Annotated in this window: 20 protein-coding genes; 17 read left to right on the top strand and 3 right to left on the bottom strand. The window is 58.0% G+C overall.

From position 1 onward, the window contains the following. Window positions 1–7 precede the first annotated feature (7 nt). Window positions 8–1,147: a glycoside hydrolase family 88/105 protein gene (locus EPD60_RS00190; protein WP_131445454.1), complete on the top strand. Its 1,140-nt coding sequence runs from the start codon at window positions 8–10 to the stop codon at window positions 1,145–1,147. Here EPD60_RS00190 and EPD60_RS00195 read toward each other — a convergent pair. Further along, complete coding sequence (locus EPD60_RS00195; RefSeq protein ID WP_131445457.1) at window positions 1,144–2,664, bottom strand: pectate lyase family protein; 1,521 nt, start codon at window positions 2,662–2,664, stop codon at window positions 1,144–1,146. The genes EPD60_RS00190 and EPD60_RS00195 overlap by 4 nt on opposite strands. A gap of 158 nt (window positions 2,665–2,822) precedes the next feature. Between EPD60_RS00195 and EPD60_RS00200 the strand changes: the two genes are divergently transcribed. Continuing rightward, window positions 2,823–4,703, top strand: coding sequence for a glycoside hydrolase family 97 protein (locus EPD60_RS00200; RefSeq protein ID WP_131445460.1), 1,881 nt, complete (start codon window positions 2,823–2,825; stop codon window positions 4,701–4,703). A gap of 26 nt (window positions 4,704–4,729) precedes the next feature. Beyond that, complete coding sequence (locus tag EPD60_RS00205; RefSeq protein ID WP_207896505.1) at window positions 4,730–6,781, top strand: glucosidase family protein; 2,052 nt, start codon at window positions 4,730–4,732, stop codon at window positions 6,779–6,781. A gap of 63 nt (window positions 6,782–6,844) precedes the next feature. Here EPD60_RS00205 and EPD60_RS00210 read toward each other — a convergent pair whose 3' ends face one another. Together EPD60_RS00210 and EPD60_RS00215 are read right to left on the bottom strand one after the other, a co-directional pair. Next, window positions 6,845–8,998: an alpha-galactosidase gene (locus tag EPD60_RS00210; RefSeq protein WP_131445463.1), complete on the bottom strand. Its 2,154-nt coding sequence runs from the start codon at window positions 8,996–8,998 to the stop codon at window positions 6,845–6,847. Window positions 8,999–9,104: 106 nt separating this feature from the next. Next, entirely contained in the window at window positions 9,105–9,977 is an 873-nt protein-coding gene (locus EPD60_RS00215; RefSeq protein ID WP_131445466.1) for an AraC family transcriptional regulator, read from the bottom strand. A gap of 251 nt (window positions 9,978–10,228) precedes the next feature. Here EPD60_RS00215 and fucP point away from each other — a divergent pair, with 251 nt between their 5' ends. From fucP to EPD60_RS00285, 14 genes are all read left to right on the top strand, one after another. Beyond that, window positions 10,229–11,524 carry an L-fucose:H+ symporter permease gene (fucP, locus tag EPD60_RS00220; protein ID WP_131445469.1) on the top strand — a complete coding sequence of 432 codons (1,296 nt, stop codon included), beginning with the start codon at window positions 10,229–10,231 and terminating at the stop codon, window positions 11,522–11,524. A gap of 4 nt (window positions 11,525–11,528) precedes the next feature. Next, entirely contained in the window at window positions 11,529–11,873 is a 345-nt protein-coding gene (locus EPD60_RS00225; protein WP_131445472.1) for an L-rhamnose mutarotase, read from the top strand. Next, complete coding sequence (locus EPD60_RS00230; protein ID WP_131445475.1) at window positions 11,870–13,528, top strand: UxaA family hydrolase; 1,659 nt, start codon at window positions 11,870–11,872, stop codon at window positions 13,526–13,528. The genes EPD60_RS00225 and EPD60_RS00230 overlap by 4 nt, the downstream gene beginning before the upstream one ends. A 10-nt stretch (window positions 13,529–13,538) precedes the next feature. After that, window positions 13,539–14,303 (top strand): SDR family NAD(P)-dependent oxidoreductase, encoded by a 765-nt coding sequence (locus EPD60_RS00235; RefSeq protein ID WP_131445479.1) that lies wholly within the window; start codon window positions 13,539–13,541, stop codon window positions 14,301–14,303. Beyond that, window positions 14,303–15,031, top strand: coding sequence for a (Fe-S)-binding protein (locus tag EPD60_RS00240; RefSeq protein ID WP_131445482.1), 729 nt, complete (start codon window positions 14,303–14,305; stop codon window positions 15,029–15,031). Before EPD60_RS00235 ends, EPD60_RS00240 begins: the two co-directional genes overlap by 1 nt. Continuing rightward, window positions 15,028–16,398, top strand: a complete 1,371-nt coding sequence (locus EPD60_RS00245; protein ID WP_131445485.1) for a lactate utilization protein B — start codon at window positions 15,028–15,030, stop codon at window positions 16,396–16,398. Before EPD60_RS00240 ends, EPD60_RS00245 begins: the two co-directional genes overlap by 4 nt. Next, a complete protein-coding gene (locus EPD60_RS00250) occupies window positions 16,395–16,991 on the top strand; it encodes a LutC/YkgG family protein (RefSeq protein WP_131445487.1) in 597 nt (198 codons plus the stop codon). Before EPD60_RS00245 ends, EPD60_RS00250 begins: the two co-directional genes overlap by 4 nt. A 14-nt stretch (window positions 16,992–17,005) precedes the next feature. After that, window positions 17,006–17,860 (top strand): fumarylacetoacetate hydrolase family protein, encoded by an 855-nt coding sequence (locus EPD60_RS00255; RefSeq protein ID WP_131445490.1) that lies wholly within the window; start codon window positions 17,006–17,008, stop codon window positions 17,858–17,860. Then, window positions 17,850–18,704, top strand: a complete 855-nt coding sequence (locus EPD60_RS00260; RefSeq protein ID WP_131445493.1) for an amidohydrolase family protein — start codon at window positions 17,850–17,852, stop codon at window positions 18,702–18,704. Before EPD60_RS00255 ends, EPD60_RS00260 begins: the two co-directional genes overlap by 11 nt. After that, window positions 18,682–19,461, top strand: coding sequence for an L-fucose dehydrogenase (locus EPD60_RS00265; RefSeq protein WP_131445496.1), 780 nt, complete (start codon window positions 18,682–18,684; stop codon window positions 19,459–19,461). Before EPD60_RS00260 ends, EPD60_RS00265 begins: the two co-directional genes overlap by 23 nt. A gap of 63 nt (window positions 19,462–19,524) precedes the next feature. Further along, window positions 19,525–21,798: a glycoside hydrolase family 3 N-terminal domain-containing protein gene (locus tag EPD60_RS00270; protein WP_131445499.1), complete on the top strand. Its 2,274-nt coding sequence runs from the start codon at window positions 19,525–19,527 to the stop codon at window positions 21,796–21,798. Between the two features lie 85 nt (window positions 21,799–21,883). Then, window positions 21,884–22,525 (top strand): (2Fe-2S)-binding protein, encoded by a 642-nt coding sequence (locus tag EPD60_RS00275; RefSeq protein WP_131445501.1) that lies wholly within the window; start codon window positions 21,884–21,886, stop codon window positions 22,523–22,525. Next, the gene (locus EPD60_RS00280) at window positions 22,522–23,505 is read left to right on the top strand and encodes an FAD binding domain-containing protein (protein WP_131445504.1); all 984 of its coding nucleotides are present in this window, start codon (window positions 22,522–22,524) and stop codon (window positions 23,503–23,505) included. Before EPD60_RS00275 ends, EPD60_RS00280 begins: the two co-directional genes overlap by 4 nt. 9 nt (window positions 23,506–23,514) lie before the next feature. Further along, on the top strand, window positions 23,515–25,758 hold the full coding sequence (locus tag EPD60_RS00285; RefSeq protein WP_131445506.1) for a xanthine dehydrogenase family protein molybdopterin-binding subunit: 2,244 nt from the start codon (window positions 23,515–23,517) through the stop codon (window positions 25,756–25,758). Window positions 25,759–25,763: the final 5 nt, after the last annotated feature.

Genomic DNA, 25,763 nt, shown 5'->3' on the forward strand with positions numbered 1-25,763 from the left:
AACTGTTATGCACACACGAAACCTGCTACGCCTCTCCCTGCTGATCGCCATTGCCGGCGCAGGCTGTACGGCCACTAAAAAATCGACGACCGCCTATTTCGCCAATTTCCCTGCCGGAACATCACCGCAGGAGGTGGGCCAGACGATCGCGCGGCGCTTCCTGGCCGTTCCCTACCAGAATTTCAACCGCAGCACGCCGCCGCGCGTGATCACCTACCCGGAAACCTGCACCTGGTACGGTGCGCTCGTCTTTTCACAGCTTACGAAGAACGATTCGCTGAAGGGTGGACTGGTGGACCGCTTCGAGCCGCTCTTCGGCTCGCGCGATTCGCTGTTGCCCAAGCCGGATCACGTGGATTATACCGTATTCGGATCGGTGCCCCTGGAGCTGTACCGCCAAACAGGGGAGGACCGTTACCTCCAGCTCGGAAAGCGCTATGCCGACAAGCAATGGGGGCAGCCCGAGGGTTCGCGTGCCAATGCGCTCTCCTGGCATTATTATAACAAAGGAATGACCTGGCAGACCCGCATGTGGATTGATGATATGTTCATGATCACCGCCGTGCAGGCGCAGGCCTATCGCGCCACCCATGACACGGCTTATGTCAACCGCGCAGCCCGCGAAATGGTGCTGTACCTGGATACGCTGCAGCGTCCCAACGGCCTCTTCTACCATGCACCCGACGTTCCTTTCTTCTGGGGCCGTGGCGATGGCTGGATGGCGGTGGGCATGAGCGAGCTGCTGCGCTCGCTGCCGAAGGAGAATCCGGACCGCCCCCGGATCATGGAAGGCTATCATAAAATGATGGCCTCCCTGCTGCGTTACCAGGCCGAAGACGGCATGTGGCGCCAGCTGATCGATGATCCCGAATCGTGGAAGGAAACCTCCTGCACCGGCATGTTCACAACCGCATTCATTACCGGCGTGCGCGAAGGATGGCTTGATGCCCGCACATACGGGCCCGCCGCGCGCAAGGCCTGGCTCTCCCTGGTGCGCTACATCAATGCCGACGGCGACATTACCGACGTTTGCGAAGGCACCAATAAGCGTAACGACCGCAAATACTACCTCGACCGGAAGCGCAATACCGGCGACCTGCACGGACAGGCGCCCTTGCTCTGGTGCGCCAACGCCATGCTTCGTTAATGGCCGCCGCGACGGGCTTTCAGCTGTGCCTCGTAAAGGGATGCAGGTGTGAGCCCGTTGCGGTTAAGCCCTTCCCAGATACCGTCCGGGCGGTCCGGGAAATGCCCGGCACCATGCTCGCCTTTGAGGCCGATGCAATAGTTGTTGCCGGAAATGCCATAAGGACTTTGCACCGCGGCGCGTTTTGCCGTACAGTTCCAGAGCACCTGGGTGGTGCCCACCCAGCCATGGCCGCTGCCCATATTGCCGCGGTCCTGTACGTTGATCTCGCCATCGGTCACGATATTATCGTAGAGCGTTCCCATAGCCCAACGGTGGTGCGGCCCGATATCGGCATGCGTGCGTTTTGCGGAGCAGTTGACAAATACATTCGGTCCGTGCACCCGGGCGCCGGTAACAAAATCGTGACGGCCATCAGTAGCGGTGCAGTTCATAAAGAGATTCAGCTGTCCGTCGTTGTTGAACGAATAGCGCCGGCCACCAGTGATCACTGATTTATGGTCGAAGCAGTTGGAGTTCATAACGGTGATATGCGTGGCCGTAGAAGCAAGGTTGACGCAGGAGTAGGCGAAGTGGCGCGCCGTTACCGAGCGTACCCAGCCCTGCTCGGCGCGGCTGAATTTCACCGCGTCCCAGGCATGGTTCTCCGAGGTGTCGCTGTCGTATTCTGATTCGCAATACAGGTTCTCCACGCCTACATGACGAATGCGTCCGTCGAAGGCATATTTATACACGAAGCCGCCTCCATATTTTGTTTCCAACGGCATCACGATCGGGTTGTCGATAAACACGGTATTCCCTTCCACTTTGGTCACCACCCTTTCGAAGCGAAACGTGAATTCTTCCGCCTGCCATTGCTTGGTGCCGTTTCTTTCTACGATCTGGTCCATCTTGAGGTCGTGGACCCATTCTTGCGTGCCGGGGCGCAGCACGATAATGGCGTCGCCTTTTTGAAAGCCGGCTCCGTTGGCCACGTGGAAGGAGAAGCTGCCTGTCGGCACGTAAGTGTCCGTAATGGCGGTTCTGCTGTTCCGTATTTCGATGGCATTGCCGCTGCCTGAAACCGAGATCAATTCGCTTTTTTCACGGGCGGTAGCAATAAGCCGCGTGCCGTCGGCGCCGTTGCCTTCGCCGCGAAGCACGATGCCGCTTGCCGGTATGCGCACACTGCCATTGATGCGATAGCTGCCCTTCTTTAGTAGTACGGTACCCCGATACCCCGATGCATCGGGCGTTCGCCGGGTCACTTCGTCGATGACAGCCTGGATGCGCGCGCGGTCATCCGCGGCGCCGGAAGGGCTTATAGTGGCCACTACCGGCACGTCCGGAATGGCGCGATCGCCGGAGTAAAAGCCCACGCGGCTGAAGTCGGGGATGATATTTCCTTTCTCGTCGGGCGTGTAGTGCAGGGCGCCGGAACTTTCCTGCTGTACCCATTTCGATTGCCAGTTGTCGGAACGTATAAAGGCGGTGGTGCCCAGGAGGAGGAGCAGCGAAGCGAGGGTTCGTGTATACATGTGCGGATCGTTAGTGCCATTAATGTTCGGTAAAAAAACAGAGCGGCGCGCGCCCTTGCCAGAATTGCTGAATAATTGGCCAATGGCGCAAAAGGCGGATGAAGGAATAATAATTCACTTGCGCCACAAGAGCGCTCCAGCAAAATCGCTTTAGCTATATGAAACTGCGCACCCTTACTGTCTTTGTCGTTGCTTGCTGCCTGGGCATAGCAGCCCATGCGGCTGATACCATCACCGTTAAAAGTCCGGATGGCAACCTGCGCTTCCAGCTCTTTCTGCGCCAGCACCAACTGCACTTTTCGATTACCCGCGGTGGGCAGCGGATTGTTGCGGCTTCGCCGATCGGCCTCGGTGTTAATGGTACGGACCTGTGCCGGGGCGTGCACACCGGTGCCGCTGCCTTTTACCGCGGTAATGAACGCTATGAGCTCGCCGGAGCACATGCCGTGGCCAGCAACTCCTTTACCGGGGCGCGCGTGCCGGTTGTGGGGCGGGGCGGATGGAGCATGAGCCTCGATATCCGGGTCTTCAACGACGGTGCGGCTTACCGCCACCTGGTAACGGGCAAGGCATCCGAACTAATTCCCGAAGAGAATACCGTTTTCCGCATGGCTCCCGGCAGCACGGTCTGGTATCACGACCTGAACATGCATTACGAAAGCGTGCATGTCAAAAAGAAGCTGGATGAAATTGCGGCAGGAGCGTGGCTGGCCCCACCGGCGGTTTTTAAAACGCCGGATGGCAATTATGCGGCGATCACTGAAGCGGCGCTGCTCCGATACCCGGGCATGGCCCTTCAAAGCGATGGCAGCGGCGGCGCTGTCCTGCGCCTGGCGCACGAGCAGCCCACATCCTACCCTTACAAATTGCGCTACAGCCCGGAGGATACGATGCGCCTGCGGCAGCCCGCCCGCCTTGCGGGAAACTCGTTTCAAACGCCCTGGCGCGTGGTTATTGTCGGTGCCAACCTGAATACGCTCGTGAACAACGATATCGTAAGTAACCTCAATGCAGCACCGGACCGGAAGCTGTTTCCACAGGGAGCGCAAACGCCCTGGGTGCGGCCTGGCCGGGCGGTGTGGAAGTACCTCGATGGCGGGGGCGAGGGTACGCCGGAAGTAATGCGGCACTTTACCGATGGAGCAGCTGCCCTTGGCTTCGAGCACAATATCCTTGAAGGGTTCTGGAGCCGCTGGTCGCGCGCCGAGCTGAAAGACCTGGTGGATTATTCGCGGGCCAAAGGCGTTGGCATATGGCTCTGGAAGCACTCCAAAGGCCTGCGCACCCGCGCTTCCCGCGACTCTTTTTTTACGATGTGCAGCGAGCTGGGAATTGCCGGCGCCAAGATCGATTTCTTCGATCACGAGGCTAAGGAGGTGATCGATCTTTATGAGGCCATCCTTACGGAGGCAGCCGCCCATCACCTGCTCCTCGATTTTCATGGCGCCAACAAGCCTACGGGGCTGATGCGAACCTTCCCGAACGAGCTCACCGCAGAGGCGGTAAAAGGTATGGAGGCCAGCAAGCTCACCGACCGCGCCACCCATGGAACCACCATCCCATTTACGCGTTTGATTGCAGGTCCTGCAGAATATACGGTAGTGCATTTTGGCGCGCGCCGCGCCAATACTACCTGGGCGCACCAGGTAGCGAGCGCCGCCATCCTCAGCAGCCCGCTGCTTACCTACGCCGCAAATCCCGATAGCCTGCTCGCGAGTCCTGCCGTGAATATCATCCGTGCCATTCCGCCGCATTGGGATGAAACCCGGGTGCTGCCGCCCTCCGAGATCGGCGAAATAGCCGTATTTGCAAGGCGAAAAGGTAAGGAGTGGTTTCTTGCCGTCATGAACGGTACTACGGCCCGGCACATCCGCATCCCGCTTTCCTTTCTGAAGGGCAGCTACGGCGCCGAAATGGCTCTTGATGTTCCGGGGCAGCCGGCTGCCCTGCGTTTGCAGCAGAAACGCCTTTCCGGGGCTGATACGATTGAACTGGACCTTGTTTCCGGAGGCGGATTCATCGCCCGCTTTGCCCGATAGATTGTTTTCATTAACTACGTAACACTATGACCTTTTTGTTTCGCGCCTGTGCTTTTCTTTCCTTTTCCCTTCCCTTCGCGTCGGAGGCGCAGGAGCTCACGCTCCCGCGCCAGCAGGATCGCTGGACCCTCGCGCCCGATGGCAGCATCGAGTGGAAGATCGACGAGCGCCTGCCACACAGCGATCATGTAGAAATGGCCGGCGAGAAGATCGCCCTCTGGATGCAATACGGCGTTGACACGAGCGGACGTGCACAAACCACGCGCACCCTTGTTTTTCCAACGTATCGCCTGCTGCCGCAACGCACGATCGCTCACATGATGTACGACGTGAAGGACGCCGAGCTGCCGCGGGTGCTCGTCAATGACCGTTTGTTCCGAAGCGGGGTGTTCAATGCTGCCGTGCAGCCGGATGCGCCGGAAAAGGTGACCAGCATCCGCCAAAAAGGCATCCTGGAGATCAACAGCGAGGTAGGACGCGACCGGAGCATTCGCCTGCGCCGCCGCTTTTACCCCTCCGTTGATCTGCCGCTGGCCGTGGAGCAGTGGGTGTTCTTCAACGAAGGGAAGACGCCGGCAAAAATTGAGATGGAAGCCCTTCGCCGCGAGTCGGCACCTGCTGCATCGCGTACTAAAGACGGTCCGCATCGCTTTGTGATCAGCACAATCCATGACGGCGAATACACCGTAACTCCCGGCGACTCGGTAGCCTTTGCCATCACCTACCAGGCCGTGCGCGGTACCGGGCAACCGCTGCTTGCCGACGTGAACGGGGAGCTTCAGAAACGCCGCAACCGCATCGCGCAGATCCTGGCACCCTTGCAGCTGGAAACACCCGACCCGGTGCTGAATACCATGTTTGCCTTTGCAAAGATCCGTGCCACGGAAAGTATCTACAACACGAAGGGGGGGTACCTGCACGGTCCGGGCGGATTGCGCTATTATGCAGCGATCTGGGCCAACGACCAGGCCGAATACGTGAATCCCTATTTCGCCTATGCCGGCGATCCGATCGGCAATAAGTCGGCGATGAATGCCTACCGCTGGTTTGCGCGGTATATGAACCCCGATTACAAGCCGATCCCGAGCTCCATCATTGCCGAGGGCGACGGAACCTGGCATGGGGCAAAGGACCGGGGCGATATGGCCATGATCGCTTATGGCGCCAGCCGCTATGCGCTGGCCTACGGCAACCGCGATTCCGCTAAGGTTTTGTGGCCGCTGATCGAATGGTGCCTGGAGTACCTGAAGCGCCAGCTCAATGAACAGGGCGTGGTGAAATCGAACAGCGACGAGCTGGAGAACCGCTTCCCTGCCGGCACGGCCAACCTCAACACGAGCTCGCTTTATTACGATGCGCTGCAGTCTGCATCGCTGCTGGGCCGCGATTTGGGAATGCCGAAGGCACAGGTTGAGGACTATCAGCGTCGTGCCCGCGAAATGCACACGAACATCGAAAGCTACTTCGGCAAAACGGTAGAGGGCTTTGCCACCTACCGCTATTATGCCGGTAACGATACGCTCCGCGCCTGGATCACGACGCCGCTTACCGTCGACATTTTCGATCGAAAGGAAGGTACCATTGCTGCACTGTTCTCTCCGCGCCTGTGGACGGAAGACGGCCTCGCCTCGCTGGCAGGCAACCGCACTTTCTGGGACCGCTCCACGCTCTATGGTCTGCGCGGTGCGTTCGCTGCCGGGGAAACGGAAAAGGCCCTGCGCTTTTTGTCGTACTACTCACAGCGCCGCCTGCTGGGCGAGCACGTGCCCTATGCGGTAGAAGCCTACCCCGAGGGCAACCAGCGGCACCTGTCGGCGGAGAGCGGCCTGTATGCCCGTATTTATACGGAAGGGATGTTTGGCTATCGTCCTACAGGCCTGCGCTCCTTCAACCTTACGCCGCGCCTGCCAGCGGCCTGGGAGCACATGGCACTGCGCCGTTTCAGTGCGGGTGAACAGCAGTTCGATATCGAGGTAAGCCGCTCCGGCCGCGACAAGCTGGCGGTTCGGATCGTGCAGGCCGGGAAAGCAAAAACGTATACGATCCGTGATGGCGCCACCCTTGCGGTGAAGTTATAGTTGGAAAGAAATACCATAAAAAAGGCAGGCGTATCGCCTGCCTTTTTCGTTTATGCTGTATCGCTACTCCGCTACCAGCTCATATATATTGCTGGTAAGCGGGTTGGCGCGGCCGGGTGCCAGGTTGAGGCCGATGGTCATAAGATGTTCGCCGGTGAACACTTTGTTGTTGTCCGGTTGTGTCGACCTGGTGCCCGGAATGAGGTTGACCTCCCGCAGGCGGTAGCGGGCCGCCGGATCGAGGCCCTGCAGCTTCACGCGGCCAAACATGTCCTTGCGGCGCGGCGTGGTCAGGTAATGATACAGCACAGCGTGGCGCTTGTCTTCGCTGGCATACATCAGCACCGCCCGCGGCTCGTCGTAAGGCGACACAAGGCGGTAGAGATCGCCCTTCCAGATCACGTCCGACAGGCGTTTGTAGGTAGCTACCGCCTCGCGGCTGAACGCCACCTCTTCGGGCGTGAAGCTGTTGACGCGGATATCGTAGCCCAGCTTGCCCATCATGGCCACATCGGTGCGGAACTTGAGCGACTGGTTCTTTCCCATGCTGGTGACGTGGGCCGACATCGTGATGGCAGGAAAGAAGTAGGAGTAGCCCCATTGGATGAAGATCCGCTCCAGACCATCTGTATTATCGCTCGGCCAGAACTCGGTAAAATATTTCAGCGCCTCGTAATCGGTGCGGCCACCGCCGCCGGCGCAGAGCATAATGGGAACCTTCGGATGCCGCGCACGGATGCGCTGCATAATTTTATAGAGACTGCGGGTGTAGTCGACGTAAAGGTGCGACTGCTTTTCTTTAAGATAGGGCGAATAGGCATTGGTCATGCTGCGGTTGCAGTCCCACTTGATAAAGGCAAGGTCGGGATGCTTTGTCAGCAGGTCGTCCACCACCGAAAACACGAAATCCTGCACCGCGGGGTTCACGAGGTCGAGCACGAGCTGGTTACGACCGTAGTTTTCCTCGCGGTTCGGCAGCTTCAGGATCCAGTCAGGATGCTTTTCGTACAGCTCACTTTTGGGGTTCACCATCTCGGGCTCGAGCCAGATTCCAAACCCGATGCCTTTTTGCTTTGCTTCTTTTACCAGGTAGCCGATGCCGCTGGGCAGCTTGGACCGGTCTTCCTGCCAGTCGCCAAGGCCCGCCTTGTCATCGTTTCGCGGGTATTTATTTCCGAACCAGCCGTCGTCCAGCAAAAAGAGGTCGGCGCCGATCTTCCTGCCCTCGTCAAACAGCTCCACGAGGCGCTGCTCGTTGAAGTTCGTGTGGGTGGCTTCCCAGTTGTTGAGGAGCACATAACGGCTGCCGTTGCCGTCAAGCACCGCGTAATTGCGGGCCCAGCGGTGCAGGTTGCGGCTGGCCTGTCCTTTACCCTGCGCGGAGAAGGTAAAGATGAAGTCGGGCGTGCGGAATGTTTCGTTGGGCTGCAGGTGGTATTCGGAGGCAAAGGGATTGATGCCCGAGCGCACCCGCAGGCCTTCGCGCTGATCCACCTCGAACGTGTACTGGTAGTTGCCGGTCCACGCAAGGCTGCCGGCGATGAGCTCGCCGCTGGTTTCGGTGGATGGCCCGTTGAGCGACACGATGAAGGTTTGGGTCTGGTAGAAGTTGGTGCGGGTACCAAGCTTGCTTTCGAGGGTCTTGATGCCATTGGTGAGCTTTTCCTCGACCAGCTGCACCTCGCGCGCCCAGTCGCCATGAAATTGCGTCAGCCAGTATTCGCCGGCGTTGAAATGCAATTGCGCCGAAGCGTATTGCGTCAGCAACACCGGCTTTTTCTCGGTGTTGCGGATCTCCGTCCAGGCTTTGATCACGTCCTCATTTTCATATGCCGTATAATATAGCGTTACCTCGGTACCGTACACCGGATCGCGCAGCAGGATGCTGGTGGTCTGGCTACCTGCGGCGCCGCTGCTTTTGTGCGACACATACCGCAGGTCGAGTGATGGGTTGCCGTCGGCGTGTACCATGCGGATGGCCGGCTCGAACTGGTTTTCCATACCGGCGGTAAGGTAGGCTTCGCGGCCGCCGCTCATCGCGGCGAGCTCGGTTGCAGGCAGTTTTGTTCCGAGGTAGGATTGCAGAAGGCGCTTGTTACCGGAGACTGTAAGCTGAAGTACGCTGTTGCGCGTTTCCACGGTAATGGGGCCCACGGTCTGTGCGCGGAGCAGCAGCGGCACCAGGCCCGCCAGGAGCAGGCTAAGTAAGTTTTTCATACAGCAAAGAATTAGTGGCTGAGATTGGATGCAAAGCAAGAAAGGGCCGGCATAGCGATGCCTCCGGCCTTTGCCCAATCATTCACTCATTTTGGCATTGCGCGCATTACTGCTTCGAAACAAATTCTTTCTGATAGGCGAGGGGGCTTTTGCCGGTGATGGCCTTGAAATATTTGTGGAAGCTCGTAAAGTTGTTGAAGCCGCTCTCATAGCAAAGCCGCTTGATGCATTCGTTATTCTCGATGAGCAGCTTGCAGGCATGCCCCACGCGTAGCTCAATGAGGAACTGCGAATAGGTTTTGCGGGTGCGCGACTTGAAGTAGCGGCAGAAGGAGTTGGGGCTGATATTGGCCACTTCGGCGATCTCTTCGAGCTGGATCTTGCGCTTGAAGTTTTTCACCGAGTATTCATAGATGGCGTTGATGCGATCGTTTTCCGCCTCCAGGTGATCGGGCTTGAAGCCGATAGAGGAAAGGGTCACGAGTTGCTTGCAGTTGGCGATCACCGAGAGGGCTTCCATGAGCAGGATGATACGCTGCGGGCCTTCTGCATGCAGTAATTGCTCAAGGAGCTCGGCCACGCGCTCACGGGTGCCGCCGGTCACCTGGATGCCGCGTTTTGCTTTTTCCAGCACGGTGCGGATGGCGGCATTCTCCGGGAGGTCAAGAAAGTCGGCTCCCCAGAATTGCTCCTCGAAATGAGATACGCGCACATCGGCCTGCGCCGGGGCGGGGTCGTCGAAATAAGCATCGTCGAAGCGCCAGTAATGCGGGAGGTTGGCTCCAACCAGCACCACGTCGCCTGCCTGGAAATGCTTGATGCTGTCGCCGATGAACTGCGTGCCTTCGCCTTGCTTGAAATGAATCAGTTCAATTTCGCGGTGATAATGCCAGCGGTTATTGACATGCGGAACCAGGTCGCGGCGTACACTAAAGGATCGGTCCGGGCCCTTGGATACCTTGAAAAGTTGAGGTCTCATTCAGCTTTTTTGACTAACAATCGTTGGAAAATACGGATATGATGCCAAATTAGCTTATTAATTTGTTCTATCAAAATAATTTCACATGCGTTTCCGGGTGGTTTTTTGGCGCCGGTTTGGAGGCATGCTAAAATAGTTGAACGAATAGACAATCGCCTGTATCGTAAAAAAAGCCTTTCTTTCTTTTTTTGTAATCGCGGCATCTGCGAGCATCGATCCATGTCCCTACCTGCCGCTCCAATTCTTGCTGTATGAAACAAAACCGGAGCTACACGATTCCAATTATCCTGGTCACTTCCCTTTTCTTTCTCTGGGCCTTCCTGCATAATATCAACCCGATCCTGATCCCGCACCTGCGTAAAGCCTGCCAGCTTTCCGATACACAGTCGGCTTTCATCGATACGGCCGTTTACCTGGCTTATTTTACCATCGCTCTTCCCGCGGGTTTTTTCATGCAACGCTTCGGCTATAAGAAAGGCATTCTTTTCGGCCTGCTTCTGTACGGTGTCGGCGCCCTCCTGTTTCTGCCGGCCGCATCGAGCCGCAACTACGCGCTGTTCCTGGGCGCGCTTTTCGTGATCGCCGCCGGTGCCACCTTCCTCGAAACGGTGGCCAACCCTTATATGACCAAGCTGGGGGATGAGCGCGATGGTGCCCGTCGCCTCAACTTCGCACAGTCCTTCAATGGCGTAGGAGCTTTCCTGGCACCCATCATCGGCGGCAAATTCATTCTTTCCGGCATCGAGCATACACCCGCCGAACTGCAGCAGATGGCGGCGGGTGGCCAGCTGAACACCTACCTGCAATCGGAAGCCGACACGGTGCGTACGCCCTACCTGGTGATCGCCGCCGGCGTGCTGCTGCTGCTGGCACTCTTCGCCGCATCGCGCCTGCCCGAGACCGGCGCGCCCGCACGCGACAGCAAAGCGCCGCGTTTTTCACTGAAAGTGCTGCGCATGCCCCAGGTGGCCTGGGCGGTTGTTGCGCAATTCTTTTATGTAGGCGCACAGGTAGGCGTCGGCAGCTTTTTTATTCGCTTTGCCAAGCAGGCTATGGCGCTTCCGGAAAAGGACGCCGCTTACTGGTGGGGTTATATCGCCATGGTTGGCTTTATGGCGGGCCGTTTTGTCGGCACCTTCCTGATGAAATATATCCGTGCGGAGCGCCTGCTGGCACTCTATGCGTTCCTCAGCATCCTGTTGTTGATGGTAGCGGTATTCACGCAGGGCAAGCTTGCGGTGTATGCGCTCATGGCCGTTCCTTTCTTTATGTCCATCATGTTCCCTACCATATTCGCGCTCGGTGTAAAAGGCCTTGGCGAGGAAACCAAGATCGCCTCTTCCTTCATCATCATGTCGATCGTTGGTGGCGCGTTCTTCCCATTGATCATGGGTGCTATTTCCGACGCCTCGGGTAGCATTCAGTTCGGCTACCTGGTGCCTGCCGCCTGCATTGCAGTAGTGCTTTTGTTTGCGCTCCGCCGCAATGAAAAGGTCCGCAATGGAAAGGCAGCCGCACCTGCCGATGTATTAGCTTATGCTCACTAGACCTATGAAACGCTACTGCCTGACGCTTGACCTGAAAGACGATCCGCAACTTATTGCCGAATACGAAGCGCATCACCGCGCCGTGTGGCCCGAAGTGCTGCGCTCCATCCACGAGTCCGGCATCACCGACATGCAGATATACCGGCTCGGGGCGCGCATGGTGATGATTATGGAAACAACCGATGCTTTTGACTTTTCAAAAAAAGCCGCGGCCGACAGCAGCAACGGGCGGGTGCAGGAATGGGAGGCCCTCATGTGGCGCTACCAGCAGGCCCTTCCCGGGTCGGCGCCGGGAGAGAAGTGGAAACTGATGGAGAACATTTTTGAATTAAACGCATTTGAGATATGACGGGTAAAGAGGAGAACGGTGTGCAGGCATTTGTCAGGATACACCCGAACGACAATGTGATGGTCGCCCTGCGCGATCTTCCTGCGGGAGCGAAATTTTCAATCAACCACGAGGAGCTCCAGCTTCGCGAGAACGTGGCAGCGAAGCATAAGTTCTTCGTTCACGACCTGGCGGCCGGCGATGATATCATCATGTACGGAACGCTTGTTGGAAAGGCCCAGGATGCCATTCCCCGCGGGAGCCTCATGACGACCTCCAATACCAAACATGCAGCCGGCGATTATGCCTACCAGGGCTTCCGCGACGACTGGAAGCGGCCCGATATTTCTTCGTTCCGCAACCGCACCTTCCAGGGCTATCACCGCAACGACGGGCGTGTGGGCACGGCCAACTACTGGCTGTTCATTCCCACCGTGTTCTGCGAGAACCGCAACCTGGATGTTATTAAAGAGGCTTTGCACCGCGAGCTGGGCTATGCATCCACGGACAAATACCAACAGTACACCCGGCGGGTGCTCGATGCCTTTGAGCAGGGTGCCGATATCAACGAGCTTGACCTGCTTCCTTCGCAACATCCGAAGGAGCGTTATTTTAAAAATATCGACGGCATCAAGTTCCTCAACCACTCCGGCGGATGTGGCGGAACCCGCCAGGACGCCGCTACGCTGAGCCAGTTGCTTGGCGCATATGCCGATCACCCGAATGTGGGCGGCGTAACGATCCTGAGCCTGGGCTGCCAGCACCTGCAAACGGAATATTTTATCGACGACCTGCGCAGGCGTAACCCCGGTTTCGACAAGCCGCTGCTCGTGTTCGAGCAGCAGAAGGCGCAAAGCGAAGAGCAGATGATCTGCGCGGCCATCCGGCAAACGATTCAGGGTATGGCGGAACTCAATAAACAGGAACGCGGTCCGGCACCACTCAGTGCGCTCACCATCGGTGTGAAATGCGGCGGATCCGACGGCTTCAGCGGCATTTCAGCTAACCCCGCCATCGGCCATACCTCCGACCTGTTGGTGGCCCTCGGCGGCAAGGTGCTGCTGGCGGAATTCCCCGAACTGTGCGGCGCCGAGCAGGACCTGGTGAGCCGTTGTGTGAACAAGGACATCGCCGGCAGGTTCATCCACCTGATGGAATCGTACAACGAGATGGCCCGCAGGGTAGGCTCGGGCTTCGATATGAATCCCTCTCCCGGCAATATCAAGGACGGACTCATTACCGATGCCATCAAGAGCGCCGGCGCGGCCCGCAAGGGTGGCACCTCGCCCGTGGTGGATGTGCTCGACTATACGGAGCCGGCAACCAAGCCTGGCCTGAGCCTCGTGTGTACACCCGGCAACGACGTGGAAGCCACCACCGGCAAAGCCGCATCGGGCGCTACGCTCATTCTCTTTACCACCGGCCTGGGCACGCCCACCGGCAACCCGGTAGCTCCGACGATAAAGATCGCCACCAACAGCTCGCTGGCAAGACGCATGAGCGACATCATCGACATCGATACCGGGCCCATCATCAGCGGCGAGAAAAGCATCGAGGAAATGGGCGCCGAGATACTCGAGTATTGCATCCGCGCAGCAAGTGGCGAGGTAACGCCCAAAGCCGTGCTGCTGGGACAGGATGATTTCATTCCCTGGAAAAGAGGGGTTTCGCTATAAAAACAAACAGATGTTTCGACTGGATGGAAAAACAGCTGCAGTCACTGGTAGTGGCAGCGGCATTGGAAAGGCCGTAGCTACACTTTTTGCGCAGCAGGGCGCCACCGTGCAACTCGTCGACCGCAATGAAGACGCTGCGCGCGCCGCGGCAGAAGAGATCGGAGCGGCAGGCGGCCGGGCCCTGCCGAAGGCTTGCGACGTCACGCGCCAGGAAGAAGTGGCCGACCTGTTTGCGAAAATCGGCCCGGTTGATATCCTGGTCAATAGCGCCGGAGTATCTCATATCGGCAACCTCGAATCTACCACCGAGGCCGACCTGGACCGCCTGTACCAGGTCAATGTAAAAGGCACCTATAACGCCATGCGGTCGGCTGTGGCCGGTATGCGCACGCAGAAAAGGGGCGTCATCCTGAACCTGGCTTCTATTGCAAACAACGTGGGTCTTGCCGACCGCTTTGCCTATTCGATGAGCAAAGGCGCCGTGTACGCCATGACCCTTTCGGTGGCCCGCGACTACCTCGCTGAAGGCATCCGCTGCAACTGTATTTCCCCGGCGCGGGTACATACCCCGTTCGTAGACGGATTCATCGCGGCCAACTATCCCGGCCGCGAGCAGGAGATGTTCGAAAAGCTTTCCCGCTCACAACCGATCGGCCGTATGGCCAAACCGGCGGAGATCGCGGCACTGGTGCTCTACCTCTGCTCCGACGAGGCTTCGTTCATCACCGGTTGCGATTACCCGATCGACGGCGGTTTTATCAAGCTCAATAACTGATGCGCGTCGGCCTGTTCATTCCCTGTTACATCAATCAGCTTTATCCCGATGTGGCACGGGCAACCTTATCCCTGCTCGAAAAAGCCGGTTGCAACGTTGTATACCCGCTCGGGCAAACCTGCTGCGGGCAGCCAATGGCAAACGCCGGCTTTGCTTCGTATACAGGCGGCTGCAACCGTAATTTTATCGGGAATTTTTCCGGCTTCGATCACATTGTCGTGCCTTCGGGCAGTTGTGCGCTGCACATCCGCGAACACCTGCACGACCAGGATGAAGCACTCGCCGCCGCCATACGCGGACGGGTTTTCGAGCTCACCGAATTTTTGACCGATGTTCTTCATTACGCGGTGCAGGCGCGTTTCCCGCACCGGGTAGGATTACATATCAGTTGTCATGGCCAGCGCATGCTGGGTCTCGCTTCGATGTCGGAGCGGATGGAGCCGTCCTTCTCCAAGGCAGAAGCATTGCTGCAGCAGGTAGAAGGGCTGCAGTTGCTGCTTCCGGAGCGCCGCGACGAATGCTGTGGCTTTGGCGGCACTTTTTGCGTGACCGAGGAAGCCGTGTCGGTAGCCATGGGCAGCGACCGGGAGGAACAGCACGAGCGCAACCAGGTTGATTTTATCACCGGCGGCGATGTCAGCTGCCTCATGCACCTGGAGGGAATCCTGAAGCGCAGAAACAGTCCGGTGCGTATTGTTCACATCGCTGAAATACTGGATGCGGAATGAACAAGGCGCTTACCCATAGCGAAGCCGCAGCGGGCTTCCTGCGCGACCCGGAGCGCGCGCGCTGGCACGATGAGACACTCTGGTTTGTTCGCTCCAAGCGTGATGTAGCCGCGCGAACGGTTCCCGGCTGGGAAGCCCTGCGCGAGCAGGCATCGCGCATCAAAGAACATACGCTGGGCCGGCTGGATGAATACCTGGAGCAGTTCGAGCAGCAGGCAACGGCCAACGGCATCCGGGTACACTGGGCAGCCGATGGTGCCGAGCACAACCGGATCGTGCACGAACTCCTGCTCCGGCAAGGTGCAAAGCGCATTGTAAAAAGCAAGTCGATGCTGACAGAGGAGTGTGGTCTGAACCCCTACCTGGAAGCGCGTGGACTTACGGTAACCGACACCGACCTGGGCGAGTATATCGTGCAGCTGCGCCGGGAGCATCCCAGTCATATTGTATTGCCCGCCATTCATCTTAAAAAAGAAGATGTCAGCGACACATTTAACCAACACATAGGAACGGAGCGCGGCAATGCCGATCCCACCTACCTTACCCGGGCAGCCCGGGCCGTGCTGCGCGAGCGCTTCCTGGAAGCCGATGCGGCAATTACCGGTGTCAATTTTGCAGTTGCCGAAACAGGTGGTATCGTGATCTGCACCAATGAGGGCAACGCGGATTTCGGGGCACACGCGGCACCCCTGCATATTGCCTGTATGGGTCTTGAAAAGATTATCCCGAAGGCGGAGCACCTGGGCGTTTTCCTGCGCCTGCTGGCACGCAGCGCCACCGGCCAGTCGATTACCACCTATTCCAGTCATTTTCACCGGCCCCGGCCCGGCTCCGAGCTTCATATCATTATCGTCGACAATGGACGTACGCAGCAACTGGGCCGCGAGCAATTCCGGGGCTCGCTCAAATGCATCCGTTGCGCTGCCTGTTTCAATACCTGCCCCGTGTACCGCCGCAGCGGCGGTCACAGCTATCATACAGCGGTGGCTGGCCCCATCGGGTCGATACTGGCGCCGAATCTCGATAGGAAGGCCAATGCCGACCTGCCTTTCGCGTCAACGCTCTGCGGCTCCTGCACCAACGTGTGCCCGGTGAAGATCAATATTCACGAACAGCTGTGGCACTGGCGCCAGGAGCTGATGAAGGAAGGACACGGCGGTCTTGCCAAAAAAACCTCGATGAAAGTAATGGCGGCGGTATTGGGCAGCCCTGCCGGCTTCCGGATCAGCGGCAGCCTGGCGCGCGCTGCGCTTCGTCTGGCGCCCTGGTCGCTCGCCCATAAATGGAACCCCTGGTACCGGGGACGAGAGCTGCCCGATGCGCCCGCAGAGAGCTTTACGGAATGGTATAAAAAGAACAAGAGATGAGCAGCCGCGAATCTATATTGAGCCGCATCCGCGCGAACCGGCCTCCCGGCACCGCGTTGCCCGAAAGCATCCAGGGGGGAGCGTCGGGCCCGGCACTGTTGAGTCCATTTTCGGCGGTGCTCACCGGTATCGGCGGCCAGGTGCTTACTGCGGGCAGCCTCAGCGCGGTGCAGGAGGATCTCGACGCCGCTTTCCGCCAGGGGCGGAAAGTAATAAACGGCATACGATCCCTGCAGGGTGCTAACGGAAATGCCTATGCGCAAATGAGCGGCAGTGACATGGAAGCTGTGGAGGTCCTGTACCTGGAGGGAGCGCTCGGCGTGGCAGAGAATGGTGCTGTCTGGCTTTCGGAAGGGGCGCTGGTGCACCGGCTGCTGCCTTTTGCGTGCCGGGAGCTTGTGCTGGCGCTGCGCGCAGAATCGATCGTAGCGGACATGCACGAAGCCTATCGCCGCATCCGCATCGACGCGGAAGGCTATGGATTATTCATCGCGGGTCCATCCAAAACAGCCGATATTGAGCAGTCGCTCGTCATCGGCGCGCATGGGCCGCTGGCGCTCCGCGTTTGGGTAATTGACGAAACATTGAAATAATAATCACGCAAACTATGAAGCTGATTCGCTTTTATACTGATGGGGGCATCCGCCCGGGCCTGCAATTAGGGGAGACGTACGTGGACGCGTCGTCCTTTGGAGAAGATTATGATGAGCGTTTTTTTGAGAGCAACGGCCTCGAGCGCCTGCGCCAATTTGTTGAAGCGCAAGGCGACCGGTTGCCCCGCCTCGATGCCTCCGTACGGCTGGCAGCACCGTTTGCGCGCCCGTCGAAGATCATTTGTATCGGGCTGAATTATGCCGATCACGCCCGCGAAACCAAGGCGCAGATCCCTTCCGAGCCGATCGTCTTTTTCAAATCCACCACGGCGCTGGTTGGTCCGAATGACGACATCATGATCCCCCGCGGATCGGAAAAGACCGACTGGGAGGTGGAGCTTGCAGTAGTGATCGGAAAGAAGGCAAGCTACGTTGACGAAAATGCTGCTGACGACCATATTGCCGGCTATTGCCTCCACAATGACCTCAGCGAGCGGGCCTTTCAGCTCGAACGCAATGGACAGTGGGTGAAAGGAAAGAGCTGCGACACCTTTGCGCCTATGGGCCCCTTTATGGCCACGCGCGATGAGATTACCAACATAGATACGCTGCGCTTGTGGCTCAAAGTGAACGGGGAAATGATGCAGGATGGCAATACTTCCAACCTGATCTTCCGCATCCCTTTCCTTGTTTCTTATGTGAGCCAGTTTATGACCCTGCTTCCGGGCGACGTGATCTCCACCGGGACACCCGCCGGCGTTGGCCTCGGAATGAATCCCCAGCGCTACCTGAAGGCCGGAGACGTGGTGGAGCTCGGCATCGACGGCCTCGGCAGCGCCCGTCAAAACGTAGTGGCGTATGCGGATTGATGCGCACCAGCACTTCTGGAAGTTCGACCCGGTGCGCGACAGCTGGATCAACGATGACATGTCGGTGATCCGCCGCGACTTTCTGCCCGAAGATCTGGAACCGCTGCTGCACGCATCCCGCATGGATGGCTGTGTGGCCGTTCAGGCCGACCAATCGGAGGCGGAGACCCGCTTTCTGCTGGAGCTCGCGGAGCAGCATCGGTTTATCAAAGGTGTTGTGGGCTGGATTGACCTGCAATCATCCGGCATTGAGGAACGACTGGACCACTACAGCAGCTTTCCCTTGCTGAAAGGCTTCCGCCATATCCTGCAGGGCGAAGCGCAGCGCGACCTGATGCTTTCGCCCGCCTTTACCAGCGGCATTGCGGCCCTGCAAGCGCGCGGCTATACCTACGACATCCTGATCTACCCCGACCAGCTTCGCTATGCCGGCACGTTGGCGGCGCAGTTTCCCGGCCAGGCCTTCGTGGTGGATCACCTTGCAAAGCCGAAAATAAAATCAGGTGAGACGCGCGGATGGAAAGTAGACATCGAAGCGCTTGCAGCAATGCCGAACGTGTGCTGCAAGCTCTCGGGCTTTGTAACCGAAGCGGATTGGAAAGACTGGAAGGAAGAAGATTTTGAACCTTATTTTGATATTGTGCTGAACGCATTTGGCCCCGACCGTGTGCTGTTTGGAACCGACTGGCCGGTGTGCTTATTGGCTGCCGGCTACGAGCGTGTGCTGCACGTGGTTGAGCGTTTTGTCGACCGGCTTTCTGAAACAGAGCGGGCAGCCATAATGGGTGGCAATGCCACCCGTTTTTATAAACTTGAAGACTATGGATCTGCAACTAACCGATAAGGTCATCATCGTAACGGGGGGCGCCAAGGGTATCGGCGCCGGCATTGTGCGTGCACTCGCCCGCGAGGGCGCCCGTCCCGTGATAGTGGGTCGCAGCGAGGAAGATAACCGCGCGCTGGCCGATGAGCTCGGTGCCGGCGATGCCACGGTGCAACAGGTGGTAGCCGAACTGACGCAGCCTGAAGAATGCCGCCAAGCGATAGCGCAAATTGTCGCCACCTGCGGGCGTATCGATGGGCTCGTGAACAATGCAGGCGTCAACGACGGTATCGGGCTCGAAAAGGGAAGCTATGAGGGCTTCATGGAAAGCCTGCACCGCAACCTCGTTCATTATTACCTGATGGCGCACCACGCGCTGCCCGAATTGATCAGGAGCCGCGGGGCTATTGTCAACATTGGTTCCAAGACGGCCGAGACGGGCCAGGGCAATACATCTGCCTATGCCGCGGCCAACGGCGGCCGCAACGCCCTGACGCGCGAATGGGCCGTGGAGCTGCTCAAATATGGTATCCGTGTGAATGCCGTGATCGTCGCCGAATGCTACACGCCGCTCTACGAAACCTGGATCCGTTCCCTGCCGAACCCGGAGGAAAAGCTGCGGCAGATCCAGGAAAAAATTCCATTGGGACAGCGCATGACCACCGCCGATGAGATCGCCGATGCCGTCCTGTTCCTGCTTTCGGAGCGCTCCTCGCACACTACCGGGCAACTGATCCATGTGGATGGAGGTTACGTGCACCTCGACCGGGCGCTTTGACCAGCTGCTTTCTGCACGAAGCGCCTGTGGGATGATACAATAAAGAAAACGAACCGCTTGACTATGGTACGAAACCTAATTATAACTGCGGCCCTGGTAGTCGCTTCGGCCCCGGCTGTTTTTGCGCAGCAGCGCCTGAATCCGGTTATCGAGAAGCGTGTGGATGCGCTCCTTCATCGCATGACGCTCGAAGAAAAGGTCGGGCAGATGGCGCAGGTTTCTATTGAGTCGCTGGGTACGGTCCGCGGTGGCACCTTCCTGTTTTCCGACAAGCTGAAAGATGCGGTCACCCGGTATGGCATCGGTTCTGTGTTGAATAATCCGGGCTACCCGCCAACGCCGGCGCAGTGGAATGCCATTATCCGCGAGATCCAGGGGGCCGCAGGCCAGACGCGTTTAAAGATCCCGGTACTCTACGGCCTCGATGATGTTCATGGCGTTAACTACGTCGCCGGCAGTACGCTCTTTCCCCAGCAGATCGGCCAGGCCGCCACGTGGAATCCGGCACTGGTGCGCCGGTTAGGGGAGATCACCGCCTTCGAAGGACGTGCCGCGGGCGTTCCCTGGACCTTTTCACCGGTGCTCGACCTGGGCGTCAATCCGCTCTGGTCACGCATCTGGGAAGGCTACGGGGAGGATCCCTTACTGGCAGGAACCCTGGGCGCCGCCTTTGTGCGCGGGGTGCAGGAGCCGCTCGGCAGCCGGGAAAAAAAGATCGTCAGCGTAAAACACTTCCTGGGCTATTCGGATCCGAAATCCGGCAAAGACCGCACCGATGCCTGGATCCCGGAGCACTACCTGCGCGAATACCACCTGCCGCCTTTCGCGGCAGCCATCCGGGCCGGCGCCCGCAACGTGATGGTCAACTCGGCGCTGATAAACGGTATCCCGACCCATGTTAACAAGCATATACTGACCGATATCCTGAAAGGAGAGCTGGGCTTCACCGGATTTGTCGTTTCCGACTGGCGCGACATCGAGAACGTCTATCGCCGCGACCACGTCACTGCGTCCATCAAAGAAGCCATTGCGCTGGCCACCAATGCCGGCATCGACATGGCCATGCTTCCTTATGATTATAAGGAATATTGCACCGACCTGGCGGCGCTGGTGCGTGAAGGCAAGGTGCAGCAAGCCCGTATCGACGACGCCGTGCGCCGCATCCTGCGCGTCAAGATGGAAGCCGGCCTCTTTGAGACACCGCTCACCGAAGCGAAAGACTATCCGCGTTTCGGCAGCCCGGAGCACGCACAGGCCGCTTATGAAGTCGCCGCCGAGTCCATCACGCTGCTCAAAAACCGTGATAATGTGCTGCCGCTGCACGCCGGTGCACGCGTGCTGGTTACAGGCCCCAATGCGCATAGCCTGCGCACACTGAACGGCGGCTGGACCTATAGCTGGCAGGGCGACCGGACAGACTCCATTGCAGCGGGTAAATACCATACGTTTCTGGATGCCGTAAGGGCAAGGTTTGGAAGCGACAAGGTGGTGTATGAGCCCGGCGTTTTGTATAAGGCAAAAGCTAAGTACTGGGAAGATACACTTGCCGGAATCGAGCCTGCCGTGCGGGCTGCAGCCCGTGTTGATTACGTGCTGCTTTGCCTTGGTGAGAACAGCTATACGGAGACACCGGGAAATTTGAATGACCTGGAGCTTTCCGGCAACCAGCTTGCCCTGGCGCAGGCGATGATCGCAACCGGCAAGCCGGTGATCCTGGTGCTTAACGAAGGCCGCCCGCGCATCATCCGCCGCATCGAGCCGGGCACAGCCGCGATTCTTTATACCTACCTGCCCGGCAACAGCGGCGCCGATGCGCTCGCCGATATACTTACCGGGAAGGTGGTGCCAGGCGGCAAGCTTCCGATCACGTATCCGCGCTATGCGAATGACCTGCTTAACTATATCCACAAGCCATCGGAGGCTCAAAGCAATTCGCAGGAAGAGGCAAGACCGCAGTTTCCTTTCGGCTTTGGTCTTTCCTATACGACGTTTGCCTATAGTGACCTCAAAATAAATAAGGACCAGTTCCTGCCCGGCGACAGCGCCGAATTCACCATCACCGTCACTAATACCGGCGCGCGCGAAGGCAGCGAGGTGGTGCAGCTGTATTGCTCCGACCTGGTAGCCTCGCTGACGCCCGATGTCAGGCGGTTGCGTGGCTTTGAAAAGATTCGCCTGGCAGCCGGCGCCTCGCGCACCGTACGCTTCCGGATCGCGGTAAACGACCTTGCCTTCATCGCCCCCGACAACCGCCGGCTGCTTGAGGAAGGTGATTTCGCCGCAGAGATCGGCGGTCAGAAGGCTTCCTTCCGGGTCAACAGAACCGTTCGTTTTTGAAAGAAATGATTTTGCGTTAGGGGCATTTGCATTTCCTGCTTTTTTAATTTCGACAGCATTGCGCTGCGGCAGTAAAACGTAAAGTATGGCATCAAAACTACCTCCCGGGAATTCTGCAGAAAACAACCCGGCACATGAAGGGCGACGAAGCTTTATCAAAAAGGCATCCCTGCTGGCCGCGCTGGCGGCAGCACCGCCGGGCCTCGTTAAGGCCGCCGAATCAGATTGGGATGAGAAGGCCGCTGCTTTTTTTGAGCAGGTGCCGCTTTCGATCGAGGTAAACGGCATAGCCCACAGGCTGTCTGTGGAGCCGCGGGTTACCCTGCTGGACCTGCTCCGGGAGCAACTGGCGCTTACCGGCACCAAAAAGGGCTGCGATCATGGGCAGTGCGGGGCCTGTACGGTGCATGTTGACGGCAGGCGCGTGCTTTCCTGCCTGTCGCTTGCGGTAATGCAGAACGGGAAAAAAATTACTACCATCGAGGGCCTTGCAACCGGCGACAACCTGCACCCGATGCAGGAGGCTTTTATCCGGCATGACGGGTTTCAATGCGGCTACTGCACGCCCGGACAGATCATGTCCGGGATTGCCTGCATCCGCGAAGGACATGCGGCCTCCGAAGACCAGGTCCGGGAATATATGAGCGGAAATATCTGCCGCTGCGGCGCCTACCCGAATATCGTTAAAGCCATCACCGAAGTAGCGAAAGGAGGGCAAAAGGTATGATCAACTTTGATTTTGTCCGCGTTTCTACGGTTAAGGGTGCTATCGACGCGCTTGACCGGGATGCGGCGGCCCAGTTTATTGCCGGAGGCAGCAACCTGGTGGACCTCATGAAAAAGGGCGTTCTGGCACCGGAGAAACTGATCGACATCACCAGCCTTCCGTTAAAGGAGATCAGGAAGGAAGACGGCCGGGTGCATATTGGCAGCCTGGCGCTCAATAGCGACGTTGCCGAAAATGAGTGGGTGTTAAATGAGCATCCGCTGCTGTCCCTCGCACTGAATGCCGGCGCTTCGCAGCAGGTGCGCAATATGGCCACGGTGGGTGGCAACCTGCTGCAACGCACCCGGTGCCCGTATTTCTACAATACTGATATGCCTTGTAATAAGCGACAGCCGGGAGCCGGCTGCGGCGCGCTTAAGGGCTTTAACCGGATGCATGCCATTTTCGGTGCGTCGGAGAATTGCATTGCCGTTCACCCCAGCGACATGTGCGTTGCCCTGGTGTCCCTGGGTGCTTCTGTGCAGGTGAGCGGACCCAAAGGCGACCGTCGTATTCCTTTTGAAGACTTTCACCGGCTACCCGGTAACACACCTGAAAAGGACAATAACCTCGAGCGGGGCGAGCTCATTACGGCCATAGAAATACCGGATCACCCGTTCCGGCAAACCGTGCACTATTTGAAGGTGCGCGACCGCGCCTCCTACGCCTTTGCACTCGTCTCCGTCGCTGCGGCGCTACATCTGCAGGGAGACAGGATCCAGGATGTTCGCCTGGCGATGGGTGGCGTTGCGCATAAGCCCTGGCGTCTGGGCGAAGCGGAGCGGTTTCTGAAGGGGAAACCGGCTACCCCGGCCAACTTCCGCAAGGCGGCTGCCCTGGCTATGAAAGGAGCAAAAGGGTATGGACAAAATAATTTTAAGCTTAAGCTGGCACCCAACAGCATCGTGGAGGCATTGACGATCGCTGCTGGAAAAAAATAAGAGATCGATATGGATAAGAATTTCTTCTTCGACTCGGACGCCATTGATCCGATTGATCGCGTTGATGGAAAAGCGAAAGTGACGGGCGCCGCTACCTATGCGGCCGAATATAAAATGCAGGGTACTGCTTATGGTTTCCTGGTGGGAAGTACCATTGCCAGGGGCCGGATCAGAAGTATCGATACCCGAAACGCCGAACGGGCTCCCGGTGTGCTGGCTGTGTTTACTTACCTGAATGCACCTAAGATACCCGGGTACCAGACAGGCAAAGACCCCGCGAAGCCGCCGACAGGAGGACAGCCATTGCGTATCTTTTTTGATAACGAGATCTTTTATTACGATCAGCCCATCGCCCTGGTCGTTGCCGATACCTTCGAACGGGTACTCCACGCAGCAAAGCTGGTGCAGGCTGAGTATGAAAAAGCCGAGCATCAGACCAACTTCAAGGCAGCTCTTGGCAAAGCAAAAATTCCGACCGGACCGCGGTTTGAGGATTACACCCGCGGTGAAGCGGATGCCTATAAGAACGCAGCCGTTAAGATCGAGCAGGAATATTTCCACCCCGCTGACGTGCACAGCCCGATGGAGCCTGGCAATATCATTGCGCGTTGGGATGGCGAGGAAAAGGTCACCGTTTATACAAAGACGCAGGGTGTAGAGGCCACCAGGCGCTCGATCAGCGATGCATTTAAATTACCTAAAGAAGCAATAACCGTCAATGCCGAATACATTGGGGGCGCTTTTGGAATGGCCCTGCGCACCTGGCCCTACGAGATCGCGGCCGTTATGGCAGCGAAAAAGCTCGATCGCCCGGTCAAGCTGGTGCTGCATCGCGAGCAGATGTTTACCAACGTAGGGTACCGGCCGGCGACACTACAGAAAATAGGGTTGGGGGCAACAAGTGACGGCAAATTGACAGGGCTTACACACGAGGCAACGGGAGAGACGTCCTCGTACCAGGAGTTCACAGAAGCCACGGTCAATATCTCCCGCTTCCTGTACGCGTGCCCCAATGTAACTACCCGCTACCGCCTTGTTCCCCTGGATGTCTGCACGCCGATCTGGATGCGTGGCCCGGGTGAAGCGTCGGGGAGCTTTGCGCTCGAGTCGGCTATGGATGAACTGGCCTATGCGTTAAAGCTCGACCCGATCGAGTTTCGTATTCGCAACCATGCCGATACCGACCCGGAGCGGAACCGGCCCTGGTCGAGTAAGTTCCTGAAAGAGTGTTACGAGCTGGGAGCGGAAAAGATCGGCTGGAAAGAGCGGAGGCTGCAGCCGCGTTCCCTGCGCGACGGCGATTGGCTCATCGGCTATGGCATGGGCACCGGCTCTTTTGGTGCCGGCAGGGGGACGGCCTCTGTAAAGGTTCGCTTATTTCCCGATGGAAAGCTGCTGCTGCAATGCTCCGTCAACGATATGGGGCCGGGTACGGCCACGATGATGACTGCCATCGCTTCCGAAACCATGGGAATACCGGTAGCGCGGATAACGGTACAAATGGGCAGTACGGAATTTCCGCCGGGCCCTACCCAGGGTGGATCATCGGTTACCTCCACAGTCGGGTCTGCGGTACACGAAACCTGCGCGGCCTTGAAAAATGAACTGGCCGCATTAGCCAGTAAGGAAAGTTCGCCGTTGCATACCGCCAACGTTCATGAAGTGAAAGCAGATGATCTTGTTTTCTCCGAAAGCGGTTTGTCGTTAAAGCAAAATGCTGCCCTGAAAGTTTCTTACAACGACCTGCTCCGCTCGAATGGCCTGCAGGTGCTGGAACTGACGAAAGAATCGAAGGGGCAGCAACAGCCTTACTCGATGTACTCCTTCTCCGTCCATTTTGTAAAGCTGCGGGTGCACCCGCCAACCGGGCGGGTGAAGATCGATCATGTGGTATCCTGTGCCGACGCCGGGGCGATCGTAAGTCCCAAGACGGCCGCCAGCCAGATGATCGGCGGCGTTGTGGGCGGGATCGGCATGGCGCTGATGGAAGACCTTGTCTTCGACCACCGGTTCGGCCGGCCGATCAACAACAACCTGGCCGATTACCACGTGCCGGTAAATGCCGACATCCCCGATGTGGATATCCTGTTCGTCAACAAAAAAGACCCTTATTCGAATCCACTCGGATCAAAAGGAATCGGCGAGATCTCACTGATCGGTGTTGCCCCGGCAGTTGCAAATGCCATTTTTAATGCTACGGGCAAGCGCCTCCGCGAACTACCCCTTACACCCGATAAACTCCTGGAAGGGTAAGCGAT

This window comes from Flaviaestuariibacter flavus (assembly GCF_004337505.1).
Lineage (GTDB): Bacteria > Bacteroidota > Bacteroidia > Chitinophagales > Chitinophagaceae > Flavisolibacter > Flavisolibacter flavus.